The organism is Pseudomonas sp. AC172 (assembly GCF_979258595.1).
Genome location: NZ_OZ409868.1, coordinates 2303430 through 2322420 on the forward strand (window position 1 = coordinate 2303430; position 18991 = coordinate 2322420).

An 18991-nucleotide genomic window follows, 5' to 3' on the forward strand; every position below is an offset into this window, starting at 1 on the left:
ATTTACTCGCTCAAACAAGGGATCCGCATGGCTAACCAAGACATCACTTTTACCCCCGATCCGGACGCAGACTCGATTTCCTCGGACGTCACCACGTTCAACGGGATCATGATGTCCACGCAGATCCCGACCCGTGCCGACGGCAGTCTGGAACTGGGCGACATCACCCTGCAAAGCGAATGCACACTGCAAGCGTTGAAAGTTGCGCTGGAACGTGCCGGCAGCTCGATGGACCGGGTGATGCACTTGACCATCTACCTGACCGACATGGCTGATCGCGCGGCATTCAACGAGGTTTACAAGCGCTACTTCGCCAAGCCATGGCCGGTACGTGCGGCGGTAGGTGTGGCATCGCTGGCGGTTGAAGGCATGCGTGTGGAAGTGACTGCGATGGCGGCCAAGGCCTGAGACTCACTGCACAACCCCTTGTGGGAGCGAGCTTGCTCGCGAAAGCGTCAGTTCAGCCTCCATTGATGTTGAATGTCCTGCCGCCTTCGCGAGCAAGCTCGCTCCCACAGGGGTCAAGGTGACAATACCCTGTGCCATCGGGCAGCACAGGCGTGCCGGGCGCACGTTTCACGGGTAGAATGCGCGCCTGACCGTGATAGCCTGACTAAAAAAACTATGTCCTTGCCCAAGCATCATCTGGAATTGCTCAGCCCTGCCCGCGATGTCGCCATCGCCCGTGAGGCGATCCTGCACGGCGCCGACGCCGTGTACATCGGCGGCCCGAGCTTCGGCGCGCGCCACAATGCCTGCAACGAAGTCGGCGAAATCGCCGAACTGGTGGAATTTGCCCGCAAGTATCACGCGCGAATTTTCACCACCATCAACACCATCCTGCATGACAACGAACTGGAACCGGCGCGCAAGCTGATCCATCAGTTGTACGACGCCGGTGTCGACGCGTTGATCGTTCAGGATCTGGGCGTGATGGAGCTGGACATTCCGCCGATCGAGCTGCACGCCTCGACGCAAACCGACATTCGTACGCTGGAGCGGGCGAAGTTCCTCGATCAGGCCGGTTTCTCGCAACTGGTCTTGGCCCGTGAGCTGAACCTGCAGGAAATCCGTGCGATCGCGGACGAAACCGACGCTGCCATCGAATTCTTCATCCATGGCGCGTTGTGTGTGGCCTTCTCCGGCCAGTGCAACATTTCCCACGCGCAGACCGGGCGCAGCGCCAACCGTGGCGACTGTTCGCAGGCGTGCCGTTTGCCGTACACCCTCAAAGATGAAAAGGGTGGCGTGATCGCCTACGAAAAACACCTGCTGTCGATGAAAGACAACAACCAGAGCGCCAACATCCGCGCGCTGGTTGAAGCCGGTGTGCGCTCGTTCAAGATCGAAGGTCGCTACAAGGACATGGGCTATGTGAAGAACATCACCGCCTACTACCGCCAACGCCTCGACGAAGTTTTGGAAGATCGCCCGGACCTGGCACGCGCCTCCAGCGGCCGTACCGCGCACTTCTTCCTGCCTGACCCGGAAAAGACTTTCCACCGTGGCAGCACTGATTACTTCGTCACCGATCGCAAGATCGACATCGGCGCCTTCGACTCGCCGACCTTCACCGGTCTGCCAGTGGGCACCGTCGAGAAAGTCGGCAAACGCGATATGCAGGTCGTCACGCAGGAGCCGCTGTCCAACGGCGATGGCCTTAACGTGCTGGTCAAACGCGAAGTGGTCGGTTTCCGCGCCAACATCGCCGAAGCCAAAGGCGAGTTCGAAGAAGATGGCGAGAAGCGCTATCGCTATCGCGTCGAGCCGAACGAGATGCCGGAAGGCCTGTACAAGCTGCGCCCGAATCACCCGCTCAATCGCAACCTCGATCACAACTGGCAACAGGCCCTGCAGAAGACTTCTTCCGAGCGTCGCGTCGCCCTGAGCTGGGTCGCGCGCCTGCGTGAAGAACAGCTGGAAGTCACCGCCACCAGCGAAGAAGGCATCAGTGCCAGCATCACCCTGCCCGGTCCGTTCGGTGTGGCCAACAAGCCTGAGCAGGCGCTGGAGCAACTGCGCGATCTGCTCGGCCAGCTCGGCACCACGCAGTACCACGCCACCGACATCAAGCTGGATGCGCCACAGGCGTTCTTCATCCCTAACTCGCAGCTCAAAGCCCTGCGCCGTGAAGTGATCGAAGCCCTGACCGCCGCCCGTGTTGCTGCACATCCGCGTGGCGGCCGTAAAGCCGAAACCAGCCCGCCACCGGTGTACCCGGATTCGCACCTGACCTTCCTCGCCAACGTCTACAACCAGAAGGCGCGCGACTTCTACCACCGTCACGGCGTGAAGCTGATCGACGCGGCGTATGAAGCGCACGAAGAGCCGGGTGAAGTGCCGGTGATGATCACCAAGCACTGCCTGCGTTTCTCCTTCAACCTGTGCCCGAAACAGGCGAAAGGCGTGACTGGCGTGCGCACCAAAGTCGCGCCGATGCAGTTGATCCACGGCGATGAAGTGCTGACGCTGAAGTTCGATTGCAAGCCGTGCGAAATGCACATCATCGGCAAGATGAAAGGCCACATCCTCAACCTGCCGCAACCGGGCAGCGTGGTCGGCCACATCAGCCCCGAAGACCTGATGAAAACCATTCCGCGCGCACCGCACTGAGTGGATGGCATGCGCGGTGCTTCGGTGCCGCGCTCGCCTGCCCCGCTTTGCCTGGCCAAATCGCAGGCATAAAAAAACGCCAACTTCTTGCGAAGTTGGCGTTTTTTCGAATATGGCAGGGGCGGCTGGATTCGAACCAACGCATGGCAGGATCAAAACCTGCTGCCTTACCGCTTGGCGACGCCCCTACTGCTCTGTACAGCTACTTCGTTAGGTTCGCTGTGAGAACGGGGCGCAATTTACCAAGGTTTTTTGGCTTTGGGAAGCGCGAAGTGAAATATTTTTTGTTTTAAAACAGCTACTTATTATTTTGGCCTGAATCAGGTCCAGGGTGAGTCGGTTAATCCGCTGTGTATCACACTGTGTACGAACCCCACCGCGACACATCGACTTTCAACAAAGCCGTTTTACGACACAGGCCAGATACGTCCCTACGCTCAAATGCACTCAAGGTTTCAGGTGTTCATTCAGAACCCTTGGCCAAAGGCTCGCAAAGGAGACGTCACCATGAAAAAGGCACTGCACACCCGCAACACCGCGTTCGGTTTGTCGATTCTGGCTGTGTCGTTGTTCGGCGCCTTTGGCAGCGCCCAGGCGCAAACCGCTGAACCTTCCGCCGTCAGTTATTCCGCGCCCTCGCCCTTCGGCCCGCTCAAGCATGTGAAGGCCGGCGTGCTCGACGTCGCCTACGCCGAAACCGGACCCGCCGATGGCCCGGTGGTGATCCTGCTGCACGGCTGGCCCTACGACATTCACAGCTACGACGAAGTCGCACCGTTGCTCGCGGCCAAGGGTTATCGGGTGTTGATACCCTATGCGCGCGGTTATGGCGATACGCAGTTCCTCTCCAAAGACACCCTGCGCAACGGCCAACCGGCGGCGCTGGCCAGCGATGTCATCGATTTCATGGACGCGTTGAAAATCAAGCAAGCGGTGCTCGGCGGTTATGACTGGGGTGCGCGTTCGGCGGACATCGTTTCGGCGTTGTGGCCGGAACGGGTGAAAGCGCTGGTCTCGGTCAGTGGTTACCTGATCGGTAATCAAGCCGCCGGGCAAAACCCGCTGCCGCCCAAGGCTGAATTGCAGTGGTGGTATCAGTTCTACTTTGCGACTGACCGTGGTCGCGCCGGTTACGAGAAGAACACCCACGACTTCGCCAAGCTGATCTGGCAAACCGCTTCGCCGCAGTGGAAATTCGACGACGCCACGTTCGACCGCAGCGCCAAGGCGTTGCAGAACCCGGATCACGTCGACATCACCGTGTTCAATTACCGCTGGCGTCTGGGCCTGGTACAGGGCGAAGCGAAATACGCCGCACTGGAGCAGAAACTCGCTACTGCACCGTCGATCAGCGTGCCGACCATCACCCTTGAAGGCGATGCCAACGGTGCGCCGCACCCGGCGCCGGAGGATTACGCCAAGCGCTTTACCGGCAAATATCAGTTCCGTTTGATCAATGGCGGGATTGGCCACAATTTGCCGCAGGAAGATCCGCAGGCGTTTGCCAAAGCCGTGATCGACGCCGATCACCTGTAAAAACAAAAAAAGCAGTCAGCCGCAATGGCTGACTGCTTGATCGTTAACGTGTGCGACTACTCGGTTGGCACAACCAGATCCAACGCCTTGTTCACCGCCAACTCCCCCAACATGACCACTTGCGCAATGCCCAGCAGGGTATGACGGTTCGATCCCTCCAGCACCCCGGCAAAATTACCGAGCATGACCGTGGCAGACGCGAGGGAACCGCTGGCATTGCTCAGCAAGGACTCGGCGTCGGATTGCGGGTTGACCATGAACATCGTGCTGGGCGTATAGGGTGTGGCCATGATTGCGGCAGGCAACAGGTAATGGTCGAGCGCACGTTCTGCCGCTTCGTGGAGCTTTCTTGAATTGGGCGATGCGTACGGGGACACCAGGTCGGTGACCGGTGGTTCGGGTGGCTGAGACATCAGCTGAAACTCCAGACAAGAACCGTTTGCGGCTCTTTGATAGAAGGCGTGAAGCGCCGCGATTGCGGACGCTTCTGTGCAATGAGGGAGCGAACCCCCTCACCCATCTGCATCGCGACTAGTGCGGCAAGCGCTGGTTATCCAGGACTCGTCCGACCACCAGCTCACTGAGCATGATCACCTGTTGCAGGATCAGCATCTTTTTGCGCTGTGAAGAATCGATCGAATCGGCGAGTTCACGGGCCATGTCAGTGGCGGAGGACAATGTTTCAGTGGCTTCGACGAGCAGGGTTTCGTTATCCACCGCGGGGTCGATGAGGTAGATCTTGCCGGTTTTGCGGGTGGGTATTGAAGTCTTCAGCGCGGAGGGGTTGAGGTAGAAATTGATCGCTCGGTCGGTGGCCTCTTTGATGTTTCGAGGTTCGAGCGCGGCGTCGTAGGGGATTGGATCGGTTTCTGGCGGGTTTGGCGTAATTTTGAACATAGATGAATTGCTACCTTGAAGGAATGAGGAGCCGACACTCTCGCTACCAAACGAAGGGTGGCGGCCATACGTGGGTTGGTAGACCGGTCAAGACAGCGAACCCGGCGCTCACGAATGAGCCCCACGCATGGTCACCATATAAAGCTGAGCCCAAAAAATGGCTGAATAAGGTGACGCAATACGGCTATCAAGAAACGGGCTACCAAACCCGATCACTGTTTTGCAGTGACAGGGAAACGATACAGCCCGCCTCAAGGCGCGTAAGCCGGCGGATTCTGGCGTACGCGTAGGCAACGGCGCAAGGTGTTGTAGCCGTTATGGCGTAACAGTTGGTGTAGATTAAACGCGTGTAGCGAATGGTGTTTAAGTGGCGCGACGGCAGTGAGTCCGTCGTCCTTTTTTCCCGGAAAGCCACTGAGAGTCACTGGCGAGGTGACTGAGTACGAGGCTGCCACGTAGCCAAGCTTGAATCTGCATTGCGCCGGACAGGTAGGCTATGACGCGACCGCCCTACGCAATAGGCGCAAAGTGCAGATACCGACCAAAGGGCGATGTATCCCAATCCGACCAAGCTCAATGGTCGCTCGGACAGCATTGATTTGGCTAAGCCCTTAGATACTTGCTGCTGGTGCTGCTATTTCAGCAACCCGATTCGACTTGAGGGCTGTGGCGTTGTAACTTGCTACCCTCTATTCATCGATCACCTATCGAGGTGACTCAAAATTCCCGCTTGCAGAGCCATTGTGTGGGACAGAACCGCAGAGATTTCAGAGCGGCTGCACAATGTTACAACGCAAGCTGGCCCGAAGTTCGCATTCACCAAGCCTGATAACTTATGAAAATTTCTGAACTAGTGCTGCACAACTTCCGAAAGTACGATGAAGCCTATCTCCAGTTCAATTCTCAATTCAACGTTCTGATCGGGAACAATGGTAAGGGCAAGACGACCGTACTCGATGCACTGGCGATGCTGCTCAACACTTATTTTCAGGGCGGTAAGCTGACGACTGGTGGTGGCACGATCAAGGATTCTGATGCGCGGGCTGTTTTCAAAGAAATCGAGAATCAGGTTTTCCGTGAGCCATTCACTGATGTTTGGCTAGAAGCTGTCTGTCAGATAGAAGAAACGCCGATTCGATGGCGACGAGATCTGGGAGACCGCGGTAAGAAGGCCAAGGATTTCGTCAGAGCGGGTGTAGTAGCGCGTGAGCGTGTGAACCAGCAGCCTGATGTGAATCTGCCTCTATTGCTGTACTACGGTGCAGGACGCCTATGGGATAAGCATGACGATGTGGTTGCGGATAGCCCGTCTTCCCGCTTGGCTGGCTATCGGTATTGCCTCGATCCGAAGTCGGATCACAAGGCCTTCGAGAAATGGTTCAAACGCCTGTCTATGGCGAAGTTACAAAAAGGCAAAGACATACCCGCATTGGTTGCTGTAGCGAACGCTGTGACGTCTTGCATCCCCGGAGCACAAAATTTCTATTTCGACGCGAACTACGATCACCTGATGATTGAGTTGGATCACGAGGGCTTAATGCCATTCGATGAGCTCAGTGATGGTTATCGCAACATGGTTGGCATCATTGCTGACATTGCGCACCGGGCTTCGCGTCTAAACCCGCATTTAGGCGTCAACGCAGCAATTGAGACTCAAGGTATTGTATTGATCGATGAGATCGACTTGCACCTGCACCCTAAATGGCAGCGCCGTGTGGTTTCGGATCTGAAAAAAGCATTTCCATTTCTGCAGTTTATCGTCTCCTCTCATTCCCCATTCATCTTGCAGTCGCTCGAGGCTGGCGAAGTTATCGATTTGGAGCGTGGGTTAAAACCCGCTCAAGCGGACTCAATTCCTGATGGTATTGCGGCGCCCGCTTCGGAGGCGAAATACGCTAATCGATCTATCGAAGACATTACCGAAGAGGTAATGAACATTCCGGTGCCGCAGCGTGGAGAGCGTTACCAGAAAATGCATGACGCGGCCATTGAGTACTTTAGTCTGCTTAATGAAGCCTCTGGCAAGGTAAGTGATGAACGGAAGGAAGCAATCAAAGCAAACCTTGACGAACTATCGGATCCCTTCAGTGACAACGTTGCGTATCACGCCTTTCTAAAGATGAAGCGATTGGTCTCGGGTATCGATGGCGTTCCTGAGGTTAACCCGAAGGCGGATGATGAATGAGACCAGTCATTCGAGGGAATTGCCCTACCCAAGCCGATGGAACGAATGTCGTATACAAAGCATATGCTATGGCGCGAGGCAAGCTTATCAAGCGACTCGGCGAATGTTGCTCCTATTGCGAAGTGCATCTTGATACCAGCTTGGCCGTGGAGCATGTCCAACCCAAGAAACCACCAGGCGCCATCGTCAACGATCTGACTCGCGAGCTAAACTGGGATAATTTTTTACTCGCGTGTACAAATTGCAATAGCACTAAGGACAATGTAGACGTCGTTCTTGATGATTACTTGTGGCCGGATCGGGACAATACCTTTCTGGCCATCATCTACAAGCAAGGTGGACTCGTCGAAGCAGCACCAGGACCTGACAACGCTCGAGCCGCTCGCATCATCACGCTTGTAGGTCTAGGCAAAGTGCCTAGCGTTCGCGATCAGGAAAACGAAGCATCCGACCGCCGTTGGAACAATCGGCGCGAGGCTTGGGATATCGCTATAGAGTCAAAGCAAAATCTTGCACAACTGGATCATCCCCTGATGCGCGCTCAGATTGTGCTGCAGATACAAGGCTTCTGGTCGATCTGGATGACAGTTTTCAAAGATGATCCAGATATGCTCGAACGCATCCTGGATTGTATTCCTGGTACTGCGAAACATTGTTTCGATAATGCCAATGGTTATCAGGCAATTGCTCGTGTTCTGCCTTAGATAATCGCGGTGGAGTGAGCCGCAGCAGAGTTGCGTGTCTGATCGGTACAATTCCCTGCGTTGGCATGGTTTCGAAAAGCTTATTTGAGCCGAAAGGCCGCTACTAACAGCGGCCTTTTTTGTGAGCGCTATCAAGTGATCAGCAGATTCCTGTTGTACCTGAACAACTGATGCTCCCCAAAAAATATTCGCCAGAAAAACCACAGCCGCGAATGCTCAACACCCCCCCATGTCAGACGCTCACAACGCCGCGCTACCTCCTATTTCACCAGGCGTTTTTCTTTGGAAGGTCTGTAGCCGAAATATGAGCTGTAGCATTTGCTGAAATGGCTTGGGGAAACGAAGCCGCACGCGACCAGCACTTCCACTTGCGAAAGCTCAGTGTGCTGCAACAACCGTCGCGCTTCGGTGATGCGCAGTTCCAGGTAATAGCGCTGCGGCGTGGTGCCCAGTTGTTCCTTGAACAAGCGCTCCAACTGGCGACGTGAGCGCCCCGCGTACACCGCCAGTTGCTCCAGCTCCAGCGGTTCCTCCAGATTGGCGTCCATCAGCTTCACCACTTCACGCAACGGCGCACTGACACAGATGTTCTCGTCTGGTTTGATGCGGCGGTAGCGCGATTCCTCGAAGGCGAGGATGTCCTCGATACCTTCGACCAACGCCTTGCCGTGCAGGCTTTTGATCCAGTCCAGCGCCATATGGAAAGCCCCGGACGGACTCGACGCCGTGAGCCGGTCGCGGTCGATCACGTAAGGCTCACTGCTGACGTCGGTGGTTTTGGCGATTTCAGTCAGCGCCGGGCGATGCTCCGGGTGGATCGCGCAGCGATAGCCGTCGAGCAATCCGGCGCGGCCGAGAAACCACGAACCGTTCCACAACCCGGCGAGGCTGATGCCTCGCTCCGCTGCAACCTGAAGCAAATGAATAAACTCCTCACTCGCCCGCAACTCGGTGCGATACCCGCCACACACCACCAGCAGATCCAGTTGCGCCAGCGCGGCAGAATCCAGACGTGCGTCAGGGCGGATGACCAGCCCCAAATCACTGACGACTTCGCCGTCACCCAAACCAAACGTGCGCGAGGAAAACAGCCCCGGGCGCAGCAGATTGGTAGTGACAACCGTATCCAGCGCCTGGGTAAACGCCGGCAGTGAAAAGTGTTCCAGCAGCAAAAAACCGGTGCGGGTCATGCGCGTGTCATCCGCGCCTTGCTCATTCAGATAGCGGAGGTTTTTCCCCTTCATGCCTCCGCTGAATTGGCGTCGTTCGATCAAGTTCGGGTCCATCGGTCATGTTGTTGTGCGCCGATAGTTGGCTTGATCCGCCAAAGAGTCAATCACGCCTGCGGTTGATGGCTGGTGACGCAGTGGATTCCACCCCCGCCAGCGGCAATCGCATCGATGTTGAGCTGGACGATTTCGCGCTGCGGATACAACTGCGAGAGCAGATCGAACGCCTTTTTGTCTGCCGCTTTGTCGCCGAATTCCGGGGCGATGATCGCGCCGTTGATCACGAAGTAATTGATGTAACCAGCGGCGAAGTCCGGGTTGTTCTGGTTGAACTTGCTTTTGCGCGGTTTCAGCGGCGGCGACATCGTGTGGACCTGCAATTTGCGACCGTCAGCGTCGGTGGCGTTCTTGAGGATTTCCAGGTGCGCCAGCGTGACCTTGTGATCGTAGGATTCAGGGTCGGTGTCGAGGTTGGCAATCACCACGCCGGGCTTGATGAAGCGTGCGTAGAAATCGACGTGAGCGTCGGTGATGTCCTTGCCTTTGATCCCCGGCAGCCAGATGATTTTGCGCAGACCCAGACGCTCCTTCAGTTCAGCTTCGACATCGGCCTTGCTCCAGTCCGGATTGCGGTTGCGGTTGATCCAGCTGCTCTCGGTCATGATCCCGGTGCCGTGACCGTCGACCTCGATGCCACCGCCCTCGCCCACCAGATCGGTGCGGATGTAGGTGGCTTGTACGTCGTCGGCGACCAGTGCGGCGATCTTCGAGTCTTTGCTGTGCTGCTGTTTGCCGCCCCAACCGTTGAAGTTGAAGTCCACCGCGCCCAAACCACCCTTGTCGTCGATGACGAAGTTGGCGCCGATGTCGCGCATCCAGATGTCGTCGAGCGCGGCGGTGACGTAAGTGATGTTGTGCGTGCCGCAGAATTCTTCGGCGATGCTGCGTTCGTTCTTGCGGCAGAACACGGTGACCGGTTCAAACCGGGCGATGGCGCGGGCAATGCGGCCAAGGGCTTCCTGGACGTCTTCGGTGAAGTCTTCCCAAATCGCGTCCTGCGCACCGAAAGCGATGTAGGCGCGCTCATGATTGTCGCCTTCGTCGGGCATGAACCAGCGGCCTTGTGCAGCGGCGAACACTTTGCCCGGCGACAGGCCGAGGCCCATGAATGCCGCGCCGACACCGGCGGCGACCGTGACTTGTTTGATGAATTCGCGACGAGTCGACATGTAGCTTTTCCTGTAGAAAAAAGGGCCGGCGCAATACGCCGGCCATGGATCATTGGCCAGTGGCAGTCTTGAATTTGGTCCAGGTGCGCATACGTGCTCGCATGTCGGCCTGGGGAATGTCCTTGCCCGGAATCAATCGAGCATAGGTCGCCTCGTCGAGGTAGATGTCCGGGTTGTCGCGCATGCTGGCATCGACGTTCGCCCGCGCCTTGGCGTTGGAGGTGGGGTAACCGGTGAAATTGCTGATCGCTGCCATGTTCTCGGGGCGCATGACGAAGTTGATAAACGCGTAGGCGTATTCCGGGTGTTTCGCGTCGACCGGAATGGCCATGGTATCCATCCACACCGTGGTGCCCTCGCGGGGCACGCGATACTGGAAGCGCGTGTGTTTGCCGGCGCTGTCCGAGGTGCGCTGGGCCTGGGTCATGTCGCCGCTATAGCCGAGTGACAGGCACAGGTTGCCATTGACCAGATCGGTCACCGGTTGCGACTGGAACTTACGGATGTACGGCCGCAGCTTCATCAGCAGCTCGCTGGCCGCTGCCAGATCCTCGGCTTTGCCGCTGCGCGGATCGCGACCGAGGTAGTTGAGCACTACCGCCAAGGCTTCGTCTGGCGAGTCGATCATCGAGATGCCGCAATCGGCGAACTTCGCCGCCAGGTCGGGTTTGAACAGCATGTCGAGGCTGTTGACCGGCGCGTCGGCCATGCGCTGCTTGATCTGTTCTTCGTTGTAAGTCAGGCCGATGGTGCCCCAGGTGTAAGGCACCGTGGCCTTGCTGGAATGCTCGTAGTGGCCGCGCAGTTTCTGCAAACCGGGTTCGATGTCAGCCAGTTCCGTCAGCTTCGCTTGATCCAGCGGCATCAGGCTGCCGGCACGCATCAAGCGCTCGGCGACGGTGTCGCCGGGGAAGATCAGGTCGTAGCCGCTGCCGCCAGAAAGCATCTTGGCTTCGAGGGTTTCGCTGCCGTCCATGACGTCGTAGATCACCTTGATCCCGGTTTCGGCGGTGAAGCGACTCAAAGTGTCTTCGGCAAAATAGTCGGCCCAGTTGTACAGGCGCAGGGTTTTTTCTTCGGCGTGCAGCGACGGCATCAAACAGATCAGCGCCAGGCCGATCGCGCCGCGCAAGCGTTTGTGGTGGATAGCCATGTCAAACCCCTTGGGTGTTCCAGCGTGCATGAAGGTGGCGGCCGTCCTGACTCAGCAGCGGCCCGTACATGTCCGGACGGCGATCTCGATAAATGCCCCAGCTCAAACGCTCTTCACGCATCGCCGCCAGATCGACGTTGTGCAGCAACACGCCGGAGCTGCCGCGGTCAGCGCTGGCGAGCAATTGGCCCTTGTGATCGCTGATGAACGACGAGCCATAGAAGCTCATTTGCAGGCTCGGATCGGTGGTTGCCACTTCGCGTCCGACCCGGTTCGCCGCCACCACCGGCAGCAGATTGGCAGCGGCATGGCCGCGCATGGTCATCTGCCAATGGTCGCGGGAATCCAGCGCCGCGCAGCCCGGTTCCGAGCCGATGGCGGTCGGATAAAGCAGCACTTCAGCGCCCATCAGCGCCAGGCAGCGGGCAGTTTCCGGGAACCACTGATCCCAACAGATGCCGACGCCGAGGCGGCCGAACGCGGTGTCCCAGACTTTGAAGCCGGTGTCGCCGGGGCTGAAATATTCCTTCTCTTGATAGCCGATGGCGTTGGGGATGTGGGTCTTGCGATACACACCCAACAAACGCCCGTCGGCATCGGCCACGCTCAGCGAGTTGAAGTAGGCGTTGCCGGCCTTTTCGAACCAGCTCAGCGGCAATACCACGCCCAACTCGCGGGCCAGGGCGGCGAAACGCGCGAGCACGCGGCTGTCGCGATATTCCTCGGCCAACGCCATGTGTTGATGGCTTTGTTCGATGCAGAAGTACGGTGTGGCGAACAGTTCCTGCAACAGGATCACTTGCGCGCCCTGCTGCGCTGCGTCACGGACGAGCTGCTCGGCGCGATCAAGGTTGCCGGGCAAATCCCAGGTGCACGGCATCTGGGTGCTGGCGATGGTCAAAATACTCATGCTTTCAACCTCTCACTGGCCAGGCTGGTTGCTGTTGCGTGATGCAATGCACCCCGCCACCACCGTGCGCCAAATGGTTGATCCGCACTGGCACCACTTCGCGATCGGGAAAGGTTTGCTCCAATACTTTGGCCGCGACGTTATCCGCTTCGATGCCGTAGGCCGGCATGATGATCGCGCCATTGGCGATGTAGAAATTGGTGTATGAAGCGCAGAACACTTCGGCCTCTGTGTCGACGGCGTCGGTGGCTTCGTACAGTTCGATCAGCTCGAACTTGCGGCCCTGCGCATCGGTGGCCAGTTCCAGCGCGCGGCGGTTTTCCCGCGCCACTTCGGCGTAGACCGACGACTTGTCGTGGGTAGCGTCAACCAACAAGACGCCAGGCCGGGCAAAGGCGCAGACGCCATCGACGTGGCCGTCAGTCATGTCGCCGGTGACGTAATCCGGATCGCCCGGCAACCAGATGGTTTTCTTCACGCCGAGCAAACGGCTGAAGATCTCTTCCATCTCGGCTTTGCTGATGCCCGGGTTGCGATTGGGATTGAGCAGCACCGATTCGGTGGTGATGAGCGTGCCTTCGCCGTCGACATGAATCGCCCCGCCCTCGTTGCTCAGTGGCGTGCCGAAGCACTCCAGGCCGAGGTGATTGAGCGCACGACGCGCCAGACTTTCGTCCAGATCATGCGCCGACTTGCCGCCCCACGCGTTAAAGCGCCAGCTCACCCCGGCCAGCCCCTGTTGCGGATGACAGACAAACGTCGGCCCGGAATCGCGACACCAACTGTCATTCACGGCCAGTGCAATCAACTCGATGTTCGGCCCGCACAACGCCTTGGCGCTGGCGACGACCGACGGATCGACCACCAGTTTCACCGGTTCGAATCGGGCGATGGCGTTGGCCACGCGCGCAAAATCTTCCTGCACCTGCGCCAAAGTCACGCGCCAACCGGACTCCCACAACGCTTTGTTGTGCGGCCAGACCATCCACGTCGCGGCGTGGGTCACCCACTCTGCCGGCATCATCCAGGCGCTGTTTTTATTGTCGTTGTGCTGCATGATAAGCCTCGTTAGTTAAGCCAATGTGTTCACGCCGCCAATGCTACGGACGCGAAAACAGGCAAACAAACGATGGATTTAGCGCACAACTGATTAGAGGAACTTATCGATATGCTCAAGCACTGGCCGCCACTCAGCTCTCTGCGTGGCTTCGAAGCCGCCGCCCGGCTCGGCAGTTTTCACAAGGCCGCCGAAGAGCTGAGCCTCACCCAATCGGCGATCAGTCAGCAGATCCGCAGCCTTGAGGCCTACCTGGAACAGCCGCTGTTTTTCCGCAGCGGTCGCAGTGTTGCGTTGACCGACGCCGGGCACGATTTGCTCAGCACCACGCAAGCGATGTTGCAGCAATTGGCGGTGGGGATTCGGCGGCTGGGGCAGTATCAAAAACCCAATCAACTGGTACTCAACACGACGCCGGCATTTGCCCGGCATTGGTTGTTGCCGAGGTTGGCCGACTTTCGCGATCAGCATCCCGACGTGGATCTGTGGATCTACAGTACCGACGAGGTGCCGGACATGGCCACGCAGACCATCGACCTGGCGGTTCGCGACGACATCAGCGCGCAGGCTGAGTGCAGTTTCAAAGTGCTGCACACCGATCGGCTCTATCCGGCTTGCCATCCGCGCCTGCTGAACACGCCAACAGCGCAACGCAGCACCTTGCACGGCGAGCGGGAAATGGACTGGAGCCATTGGGCGGTCGAGGCCGGTATCGATGTCGGCCAGCAGGCTCAGGGGTTGAATTTTTCCGACCCGGGGCTGTTGCTGGACGCGGCTTGCGCGGGGCTTGGGATTGCGCTGGTGAGTCAGTTGCTAAGCCGTCAGGCACGCGCTGACGGCTTGTTGCAACCGCTGGTCGAGGCAACTATTCGCGGGCCAAACTGGGCACTGCTGACCCACCGCGACAGTGAAAATGACCCCATGGCGAGGTCTTTTATCGATTGGTTATCCGCCAACCTGAACCTTGACTCAAACGGCCGAGAAAACCCCGGCACCTAGTCGTCCCTCAAGCCGGCCACAGAGCACGTAGTGCTGATAGGCGCTGGAGAAGCCTCCCTGGGCGACCGCGATCCTGACATCGTCATTCAATCGAAGGTATTGGGCCTCATCAAAGTTTTCTGCGCTGACTTCGCCGGCGCGCCCCAGTTGCTCGCTTTCCACCGGCAGACCCTGGCTGGCACGCTGCTCGAAATCGATGATGCGATTCACCGCGTGCCGCTCCAGCACTCCCTGATTGGGATGCATCGAGTAGATATGCAGGCCTTTAATGGCGCAGCGGTCGCACATGTCGACACAGTTTTTCTGCGTCGATTTGCGCCGCGTCAGTTCTGCAAGCGGCATGTCGAGGTACTTGCCAACCTGATACTCGGTCTGATTGAAGATCGTGCAGCACAGCACCGTGTTGCCATTGCAGTCGATGACCAGCCAGTCATCCTTGAGCGTGCACGCCATCTTGGGAAAGTTCTGGATGACATTGACGAGATCGTCGTACGGCGGCAGTGCGAGGCGTTTCAGGGTGTCAATGTCCGTAGCCGTGACAGACGGGTCACGCTCGACAATGGCCAGTGTCTTTTCCAGCGGCATCATCACGGAATACCCGGTGGTGAACATGAAGCCAAGACGCTCACTGAACTCGCGCATCAGTGATTCTTCTTCGATGTTATCCAGGTAGCGGTGATAGTAAACATCAACGCGGGTCCTCAGACCCAGGCGCTGCTTGATCTCCTGCAAGGCGATCATGTTTTGTTTTACAACTTCGATATCGCCGCCGACATGGCCCTTTTCGTAGGTTTCCTGGTAAAAACCCGAGAGCGAAATACGGAAGTAACTCGGCTCGGCCATCAAGGCCTTTTCCATATTCTTGGCGAGGTTCAGGTTGGTGCTGATGCCGCTGCCCATGCCGGCAGCATTGATGACCTCGATAAACTCGCCAATTTTTGGATGAATCAGCGGCTCGGTCCAGTTATAGAGGTAGATCGTGTTGACGCCCTCCGTCTTGGCCTTATCGACAATCTGCTTGAACATGTCGAGCTGCATGGCTTTTTTGAAATTGAGATTTTCCGAGTTGCCCATTGGGCACGACGGGCAGCTCAGATTGCACGCACCGACAATATCGATGTACATATTCATGCGGGTGAAGCTCCTTGAATTGAAAGCCATGCATCTCATCACTACGGGCTTTCAAGTCGCCTGATTGTGTTGGTATTTTGACGGCACTGGCACAGCAGCTAGCAATAACTGCACCACAATGCTGCTACGCCATCAATTCAACGACCCAATCGATGAACACACGCAATTTCAGACTGACATGCCGGTTCGGCGGATACGCGATGTACAGCGGCATCGGCGCGAGTTTCCAGTCTTCGAACAGCGGCACCAGTTCACCGCGCGCCTCGTGGGCGGCAGACATGTATTTGGGCAGCCAGAGCACGCCCATGCCCGCCAGACCTGCCGCGAGATAAGCGTTGCCGTCATCGACTGCCAACACGTGACGCCCCTTGATTTGCAGGTTTTCGCTGGCGTTGTGCAAGGCGTACGGTACCGGTCTGCCGGTGCGTGCCCAGAGAAAAGCGACGACCCGATGATGGCTGTCTTCCAGGTCCCGCGGGTGCGCAGGCGTACCGGCGCGGGCCAGGTATTGCGGCGCGGCAAACACTCCCAGCTGCAGATCGGCGACCTTGCGCGCCATCAGCGACAGGTCCATGAGTTCGCCCCCGCGTACCACGCAGTCGACGTTCTCATCAATGATGTCGACAATGCGGTCACTGACGCCCATGTCAATCTGAATGTCCGGATAACGCGCGTGAAACTCAGGCAAGGCCGGCACCAGAATCAACCGTGCGAACGGACTCGGAACGTCCACCCGCAGCCGGCCAGAAGGCAACGCCGCCGCACCCGGCAAGCTGCTTTCGGCATCGTCCAGATCGGCGAGCAACTTGATCACCCGCTGGTAATACGCCGCGCCATCGGCGGTGACGTTGACCTTGCGCGTGGTGCGATTGAGCAATTTCACCCGCAACCGTGCCTCCAGTTGCTGTACCAGTTGAGTCACGGTGGTCTTGCTCATGTGCAAGGTTTGCGCCGCTTTGGTGAAACTCCCCGCCTCGACCACCCGGGCAAAGGCCTGCATTGCGTCAAAACGGTCCAGGCTGCGCCCCCCCGATTGTCTGGATTTAACAAACAGTGAACGCCAAGCTTGCGCGTTTATCGGTCGGCTGCAAATACCTAAAGTGGCCCCATCAACTCACCGATGGAGATATCCCGATGACACAACGCGATGTGGTTTTCCCGCCCGCACGACGCACGCTCTATGAACGCCATCGCTACTCGCCGGCGATTCGTTCCAACGGATTCCTGTTTGTCTCAGGGCAAGTGGGCAGCACCGAGGACGGCACGCCCGAACCGGACTTGGAGAATCAGGTGCGCCTGGCCTTCAACAACCTGAACGCGATCCTCGCCGAGGCTGGATGCAGCTTTGACAACGTGGTCGACGTCACCGTGTTCATCGTCGACCCGGCATCGAAATTCGAGACGATCTGGAATGTTGTGCTGACAGAGTTCTGGGGCGATGCACCGCATCCGACGGTGACGGCTGTGGGCGTGACCTGGCTGTATGGGTTTGATTTTGAGATCAAGGTGATTGCCAGGCTGCCTGAAGCGGACTGATCGTCAGATCGATTTGCGGCATGGGTCGGCTATCTTCAAACTGTCCGGCCCTTAGCCTTTTCCGACACCCCTATGGCTGATTCATTGCTCAAACCCGCCCTGCCCGGCGTCGCACTGCGACGATGGCGCTTGTTGCACCGGGTCAAACAAAGCCACGCTGCCGAGATGTTCAACGTCACCCAATCGACCATTTCCCGTTGGGAAAGCGGAGTGCAGGCGATGGATCCGGCTGCACATCTGCAACTTGAGCACCTGTTGGCCGCGCGTCTCGACACGGCTGCCGATCAAGCCCTCGCTCGGCTGGTGTGCGAAAGCGCACGACCGGTGCATCTGGTCTGTGACCTGACTCACCGTTTGCTGGCCTGCTCACCTGCCCGTGCCGCGCAATTTGCCAGTCCACTGAGCCAACTGCTCGGGCAATCGCTGTGGCGTTTCGTGACGCCGGAAATTGCCAGCAACGAACTGGCGCTCGACACACTAGGCTGGCGTGAACTACAGGCACCACCGGCTCTGGAGTTCGTCACTGGCAGCAACGACTCCAACCTCGTGCCGATTCGCCAAAGCCTGTGCCGCTGGACCCGCATTCCGCTGTCCGACGGCACTGCGGCGCGGCTGGTCGAGACGCTCTGAACGCATATTTTATGCGTGGACGCTCGACACCATCAGCTCTAGGCTTGCTCCTCGGCTCTACCACCGGGCAAGTTTATGGACCTCGAAAAAATCAGCGGACGCCTTGAGTTCCTCCGTGAAGCGGAAAAACTCAAGGACGTCCTCAGAAGCGCACACACCTCCAGTGGCCGCACCGAAAGCACCGCCGAACACAGCTGGCGCCTGTGTCTGATGGCGATTGTTTTCGCCGATGAACTGGTCGGACTCGACCTGCTTAAAGTGCTCAAGATGTGCGTGATTCACGACTTGGGCGAAGCGATCAATGGCGACATCCCGGCGGTCAATCAAGCTGCGTTCCCCGACAAGGGTGAGCAGGAGCGTAACGACCTTCTGCTGCTCACCCGCTCGCTCGATGAAACGCTGAGAAACGAAATTCTCGCATTGTGGGACGACTACGAAAACGCCCGGTCTGCCGAGGCAAAAGCCGTCAAGGCACTGGACAAGCTTGAGACCCTGCTGCAACACACTCAGGGGCAGAACCCAGGCGATTTCGACTACCGCTTCAATCTGACTTACGGCAAGAAACATACCGCTGGCGAACCGATCTTCGCAGCGCTACGAGCGCTTATCGACCAAGACACCCGAAAAAGGATCAGCATGAACCTGACCATCCGCAACGAACAACCCGACGACATCGACACCATCGCGCAACTGACCGAAGCGGCGTTCCAGAACGAAGAGCACTCAAGCCATACCGAGCAGTTCATCGTCAATGCACTGCGCGACGCCGGTGAACTGAGCGTTTCGCTGGTCGCCGTGGAAAACGGCAAGAGCGTCGGCCACGTAGCGATTTCACCGGTAACGATTTCGTCTGGCGCCACAGGCTGGTACGGTCTTGGCCCGATCTCGGTATCGCCTGAGCGTCAGCGGGAGGGCATCGGCTCGGCATTGATGAAGGCCGTACTGGCGCAACTGCAAAGCCTGGGCGCAGCTGGCTGCGTGGTGTTGGGCAATCCGAGCTATTACGGGCGTTTCGGCTTCAAGAGTCATCCCGAGTTGACGCTGCCCGGTGTACCGCAGGAATACTTTCAGGTGTTGTCATTCGGCATTGAGTTGCCGACGGGCGAAGTGAAGTACCACGCAGCCTTTGAGGCGACCGAGTAAGCGACTCAGCGCACATAATATCCAGACATACCCCGCCGG

The 18991-nt window shown here is 58.0% G+C and carries 18 protein-coding genes, 1 tRNA gene and 1 pseudogene; 10 read left to right on the forward strand and 10 right to left on the reverse strand.

Features of this window, described 5'->3' with window-relative positions:
- The first annotated feature begins 27 nt into the window (after positions 1 to 27).
- Positions 28 to 408, forward strand: a complete 381-nt coding sequence (locus ACZ0A4_RS10255; RefSeq protein WP_007919637.1) for a RidA family protein — start codon at positions 28 to 30, stop codon at positions 406 to 408.
- 216 nt (positions 409 to 624) lie between these two features.
- Complete coding sequence (locus ACZ0A4_RS10260) at positions 625 to 2613, forward strand: peptidase U32 family protein (protein WP_463574444.1); 1989 nt, start codon at positions 625 to 627, stop codon at positions 2611 to 2613.
- Positions 2614 to 2726: 113 nt separating this feature from the next.
- Here the strand turns inward: ACZ0A4_RS10260 and ACZ0A4_RS10265 are convergent.
- Positions 2727 to 2801 (reverse strand) — tRNA-Gln (locus tag ACZ0A4_RS10265).
- A 319-nt stretch (positions 2802 to 3120) separates the two neighbouring features.
- Here ACZ0A4_RS10265 and ACZ0A4_RS10270 point away from each other — a divergent pair.
- Positions 3121 to 4149: an alpha/beta fold hydrolase gene (locus ACZ0A4_RS10270; protein WP_463574445.1), complete on the forward strand. Its 1029-nt coding sequence runs from the start codon at positions 3121 to 3123 to the stop codon at positions 4147 to 4149.
- A 56-nt stretch (positions 4150 to 4205) separates the two neighbouring features.
- On the opposite strand, the gene ACZ0A4_RS10275 is transcribed toward ACZ0A4_RS10270, so the two are convergent.
- Together ACZ0A4_RS10275 and ACZ0A4_RS10280 are read right to left on the reverse strand one after the other, a co-directional pair.
- Positions 4206 to 4562 (reverse strand): DUF6124 family protein, encoded by a 357-nt coding sequence (locus tag ACZ0A4_RS10275; RefSeq protein ID WP_007919067.1) that lies wholly within the window; start codon positions 4560 to 4562, stop codon positions 4206 to 4208.
- Between the two features lie 118 nt (positions 4563 to 4680).
- Positions 4681 to 5046: a DUF6124 family protein gene (locus ACZ0A4_RS10280; RefSeq protein WP_463574447.1), complete on the reverse strand. Its 366-nt coding sequence runs from the start codon at positions 5044 to 5046 to the stop codon at positions 4681 to 4683.
- A gap of 835 nt (positions 5047 to 5881) precedes the next feature.
- On the opposite strand from ACZ0A4_RS10280, the gene ACZ0A4_RS10285 reads away from it, so the two are divergent.
- Together ACZ0A4_RS10285 and ACZ0A4_RS10290 are read left to right on the forward strand one after the other, a co-directional pair.
- Positions 5882 to 7231 carry an AAA family ATPase gene (locus ACZ0A4_RS10285; protein WP_463574449.1) on the forward strand — a complete coding sequence of 450 codons (1350 nt, stop codon included), beginning with the start codon at positions 5882 to 5884 and terminating at the stop codon, positions 7229 to 7231.
- The gene (locus ACZ0A4_RS10290) at positions 7228 to 7935 is read left to right on the forward strand and encodes an HNH endonuclease (protein WP_463574451.1); all 708 of its coding nucleotides are present in this window, start codon (positions 7228 to 7230) and stop codon (positions 7933 to 7935) included. The genes ACZ0A4_RS10285 and ACZ0A4_RS10290 overlap by 4 nt, the downstream gene beginning before the upstream one ends.
- A gap of 260 nt (positions 7936 to 8195) precedes the next feature.
- Here the strand turns inward: ACZ0A4_RS10290 and ACZ0A4_RS10295 are convergent, their stop codons facing one another.
- Genes ACZ0A4_RS10295 through ACZ0A4_RS10315 form a run of 5 tightly spaced genes read right to left on the reverse strand, consistent with a single transcriptional unit; the run spans position 8196 to position 13513 of the window.
- Complete coding sequence (locus ACZ0A4_RS10295; RefSeq protein WP_463574452.1) at positions 8196 to 9221, reverse strand: GlxA family transcriptional regulator; 1026 nt, start codon at positions 9219 to 9221, stop codon at positions 8196 to 8198.
- 50 nt (positions 9222 to 9271) lie between these two features.
- Entirely contained in the window at positions 9272 to 10393 is a 1122-nt protein-coding gene (locus tag ACZ0A4_RS10300; protein ID WP_463574454.1) for an agmatine deiminase family protein, read from the reverse strand.
- A 49-nt stretch (positions 10394 to 10442) separates the two neighbouring features.
- A complete protein-coding gene (locus ACZ0A4_RS10305) occupies positions 10443 to 11546 on the reverse strand; it encodes an extracellular solute-binding protein (RefSeq protein ID WP_463574455.1) in 1104 nt (367 codons plus the stop codon).
- A 1-nt stretch (position 11547) separates the two neighbouring features.
- Positions 11548 to 12456: an N-carbamoylputrescine amidase gene (aguB, locus tag ACZ0A4_RS10310; protein ID WP_463574456.1), complete on the reverse strand. Its 909-nt coding sequence runs from the start codon at positions 12454 to 12456 to the stop codon at positions 11548 to 11550.
- A gap of 4 nt (positions 12457 to 12460) precedes the next feature.
- Entirely contained in the window at positions 12461 to 13513 is a 1053-nt protein-coding gene (locus ACZ0A4_RS10315) for an agmatine deiminase family protein (protein ID WP_463574457.1), read from the reverse strand.
- Positions 13514 to 13624: 111 nt separating this feature from the next.
- On the opposite strand from ACZ0A4_RS10315, the gene ACZ0A4_RS10320 reads away from it, so the two are divergent.
- Positions 13625 to 14512: a LysR substrate-binding domain-containing protein gene (locus ACZ0A4_RS10320; RefSeq protein ID WP_463574458.1), complete on the forward strand. Its 888-nt coding sequence runs from the start codon at positions 13625 to 13627 to the stop codon at positions 14510 to 14512.
- Here the strand turns inward: ACZ0A4_RS10320 and ACZ0A4_RS10325 are convergent.
- Positions 14483 to 15643 (reverse strand): radical SAM/SPASM domain-containing protein, encoded by a 1161-nt coding sequence (locus ACZ0A4_RS10325; protein ID WP_463574460.1) that lies wholly within the window; start codon positions 15641 to 15643, stop codon positions 14483 to 14485. The two genes, ACZ0A4_RS10320 and ACZ0A4_RS10325, sit on opposite strands and share 30 nt — an antisense overlap.
- 124 nt (positions 15644 to 15767) lie before the next feature.
- Positions 15768 to 16661: a LysR family transcriptional regulator gene (locus ACZ0A4_RS10330; protein ID WP_463577533.1), complete on the reverse strand. Its 894-nt coding sequence runs from the start codon at positions 16659 to 16661 to the stop codon at positions 15768 to 15770.
- Between the two features lie 116 nt (positions 16662 to 16777).
- Between ACZ0A4_RS10330 and ACZ0A4_RS10335 the strand changes: the two genes are divergently transcribed.
- The 4 genes and pseudogenes from ACZ0A4_RS10335 to ACZ0A4_RS10350 all read left to right on the forward strand — a co-directional run bounded on the left by ACZ0A4_RS10335 (position 16778) and on the right by ACZ0A4_RS10350 (position 18952).
- The gene (locus tag ACZ0A4_RS10335) at positions 16778 to 17179 is read left to right on the forward strand and encodes a RidA family protein (protein ID WP_463574461.1); all 402 of its coding nucleotides are present in this window, start codon (positions 16778 to 16780) and stop codon (positions 17177 to 17179) included.
- 72 nt (positions 17180 to 17251) lie between these two features.
- On the forward strand, positions 17252 to 17809 hold the full coding sequence (locus tag ACZ0A4_RS10340; protein ID WP_463574463.1) for a helix-turn-helix domain-containing protein: 558 nt from the start codon (positions 17252 to 17254) through the stop codon (positions 17807 to 17809).
- A 75-nt stretch (positions 17810 to 17884) separates the two neighbouring features.
- Positions 17885 to 18442, forward strand: a pseudogene (locus tag ACZ0A4_RS10345) (HD domain-containing protein); the annotation flags it as partial.
- 3 nt (positions 18443 to 18445) lie between these two features.
- Positions 18446 to 18952: a GNAT family N-acetyltransferase gene (locus ACZ0A4_RS10350; RefSeq protein ID WP_463577535.1), complete on the forward strand. Its 507-nt coding sequence runs from the start codon at positions 18446 to 18448 to the stop codon at positions 18950 to 18952.
- Positions 18953 to 18991: the final 39 nt, after the last annotated feature.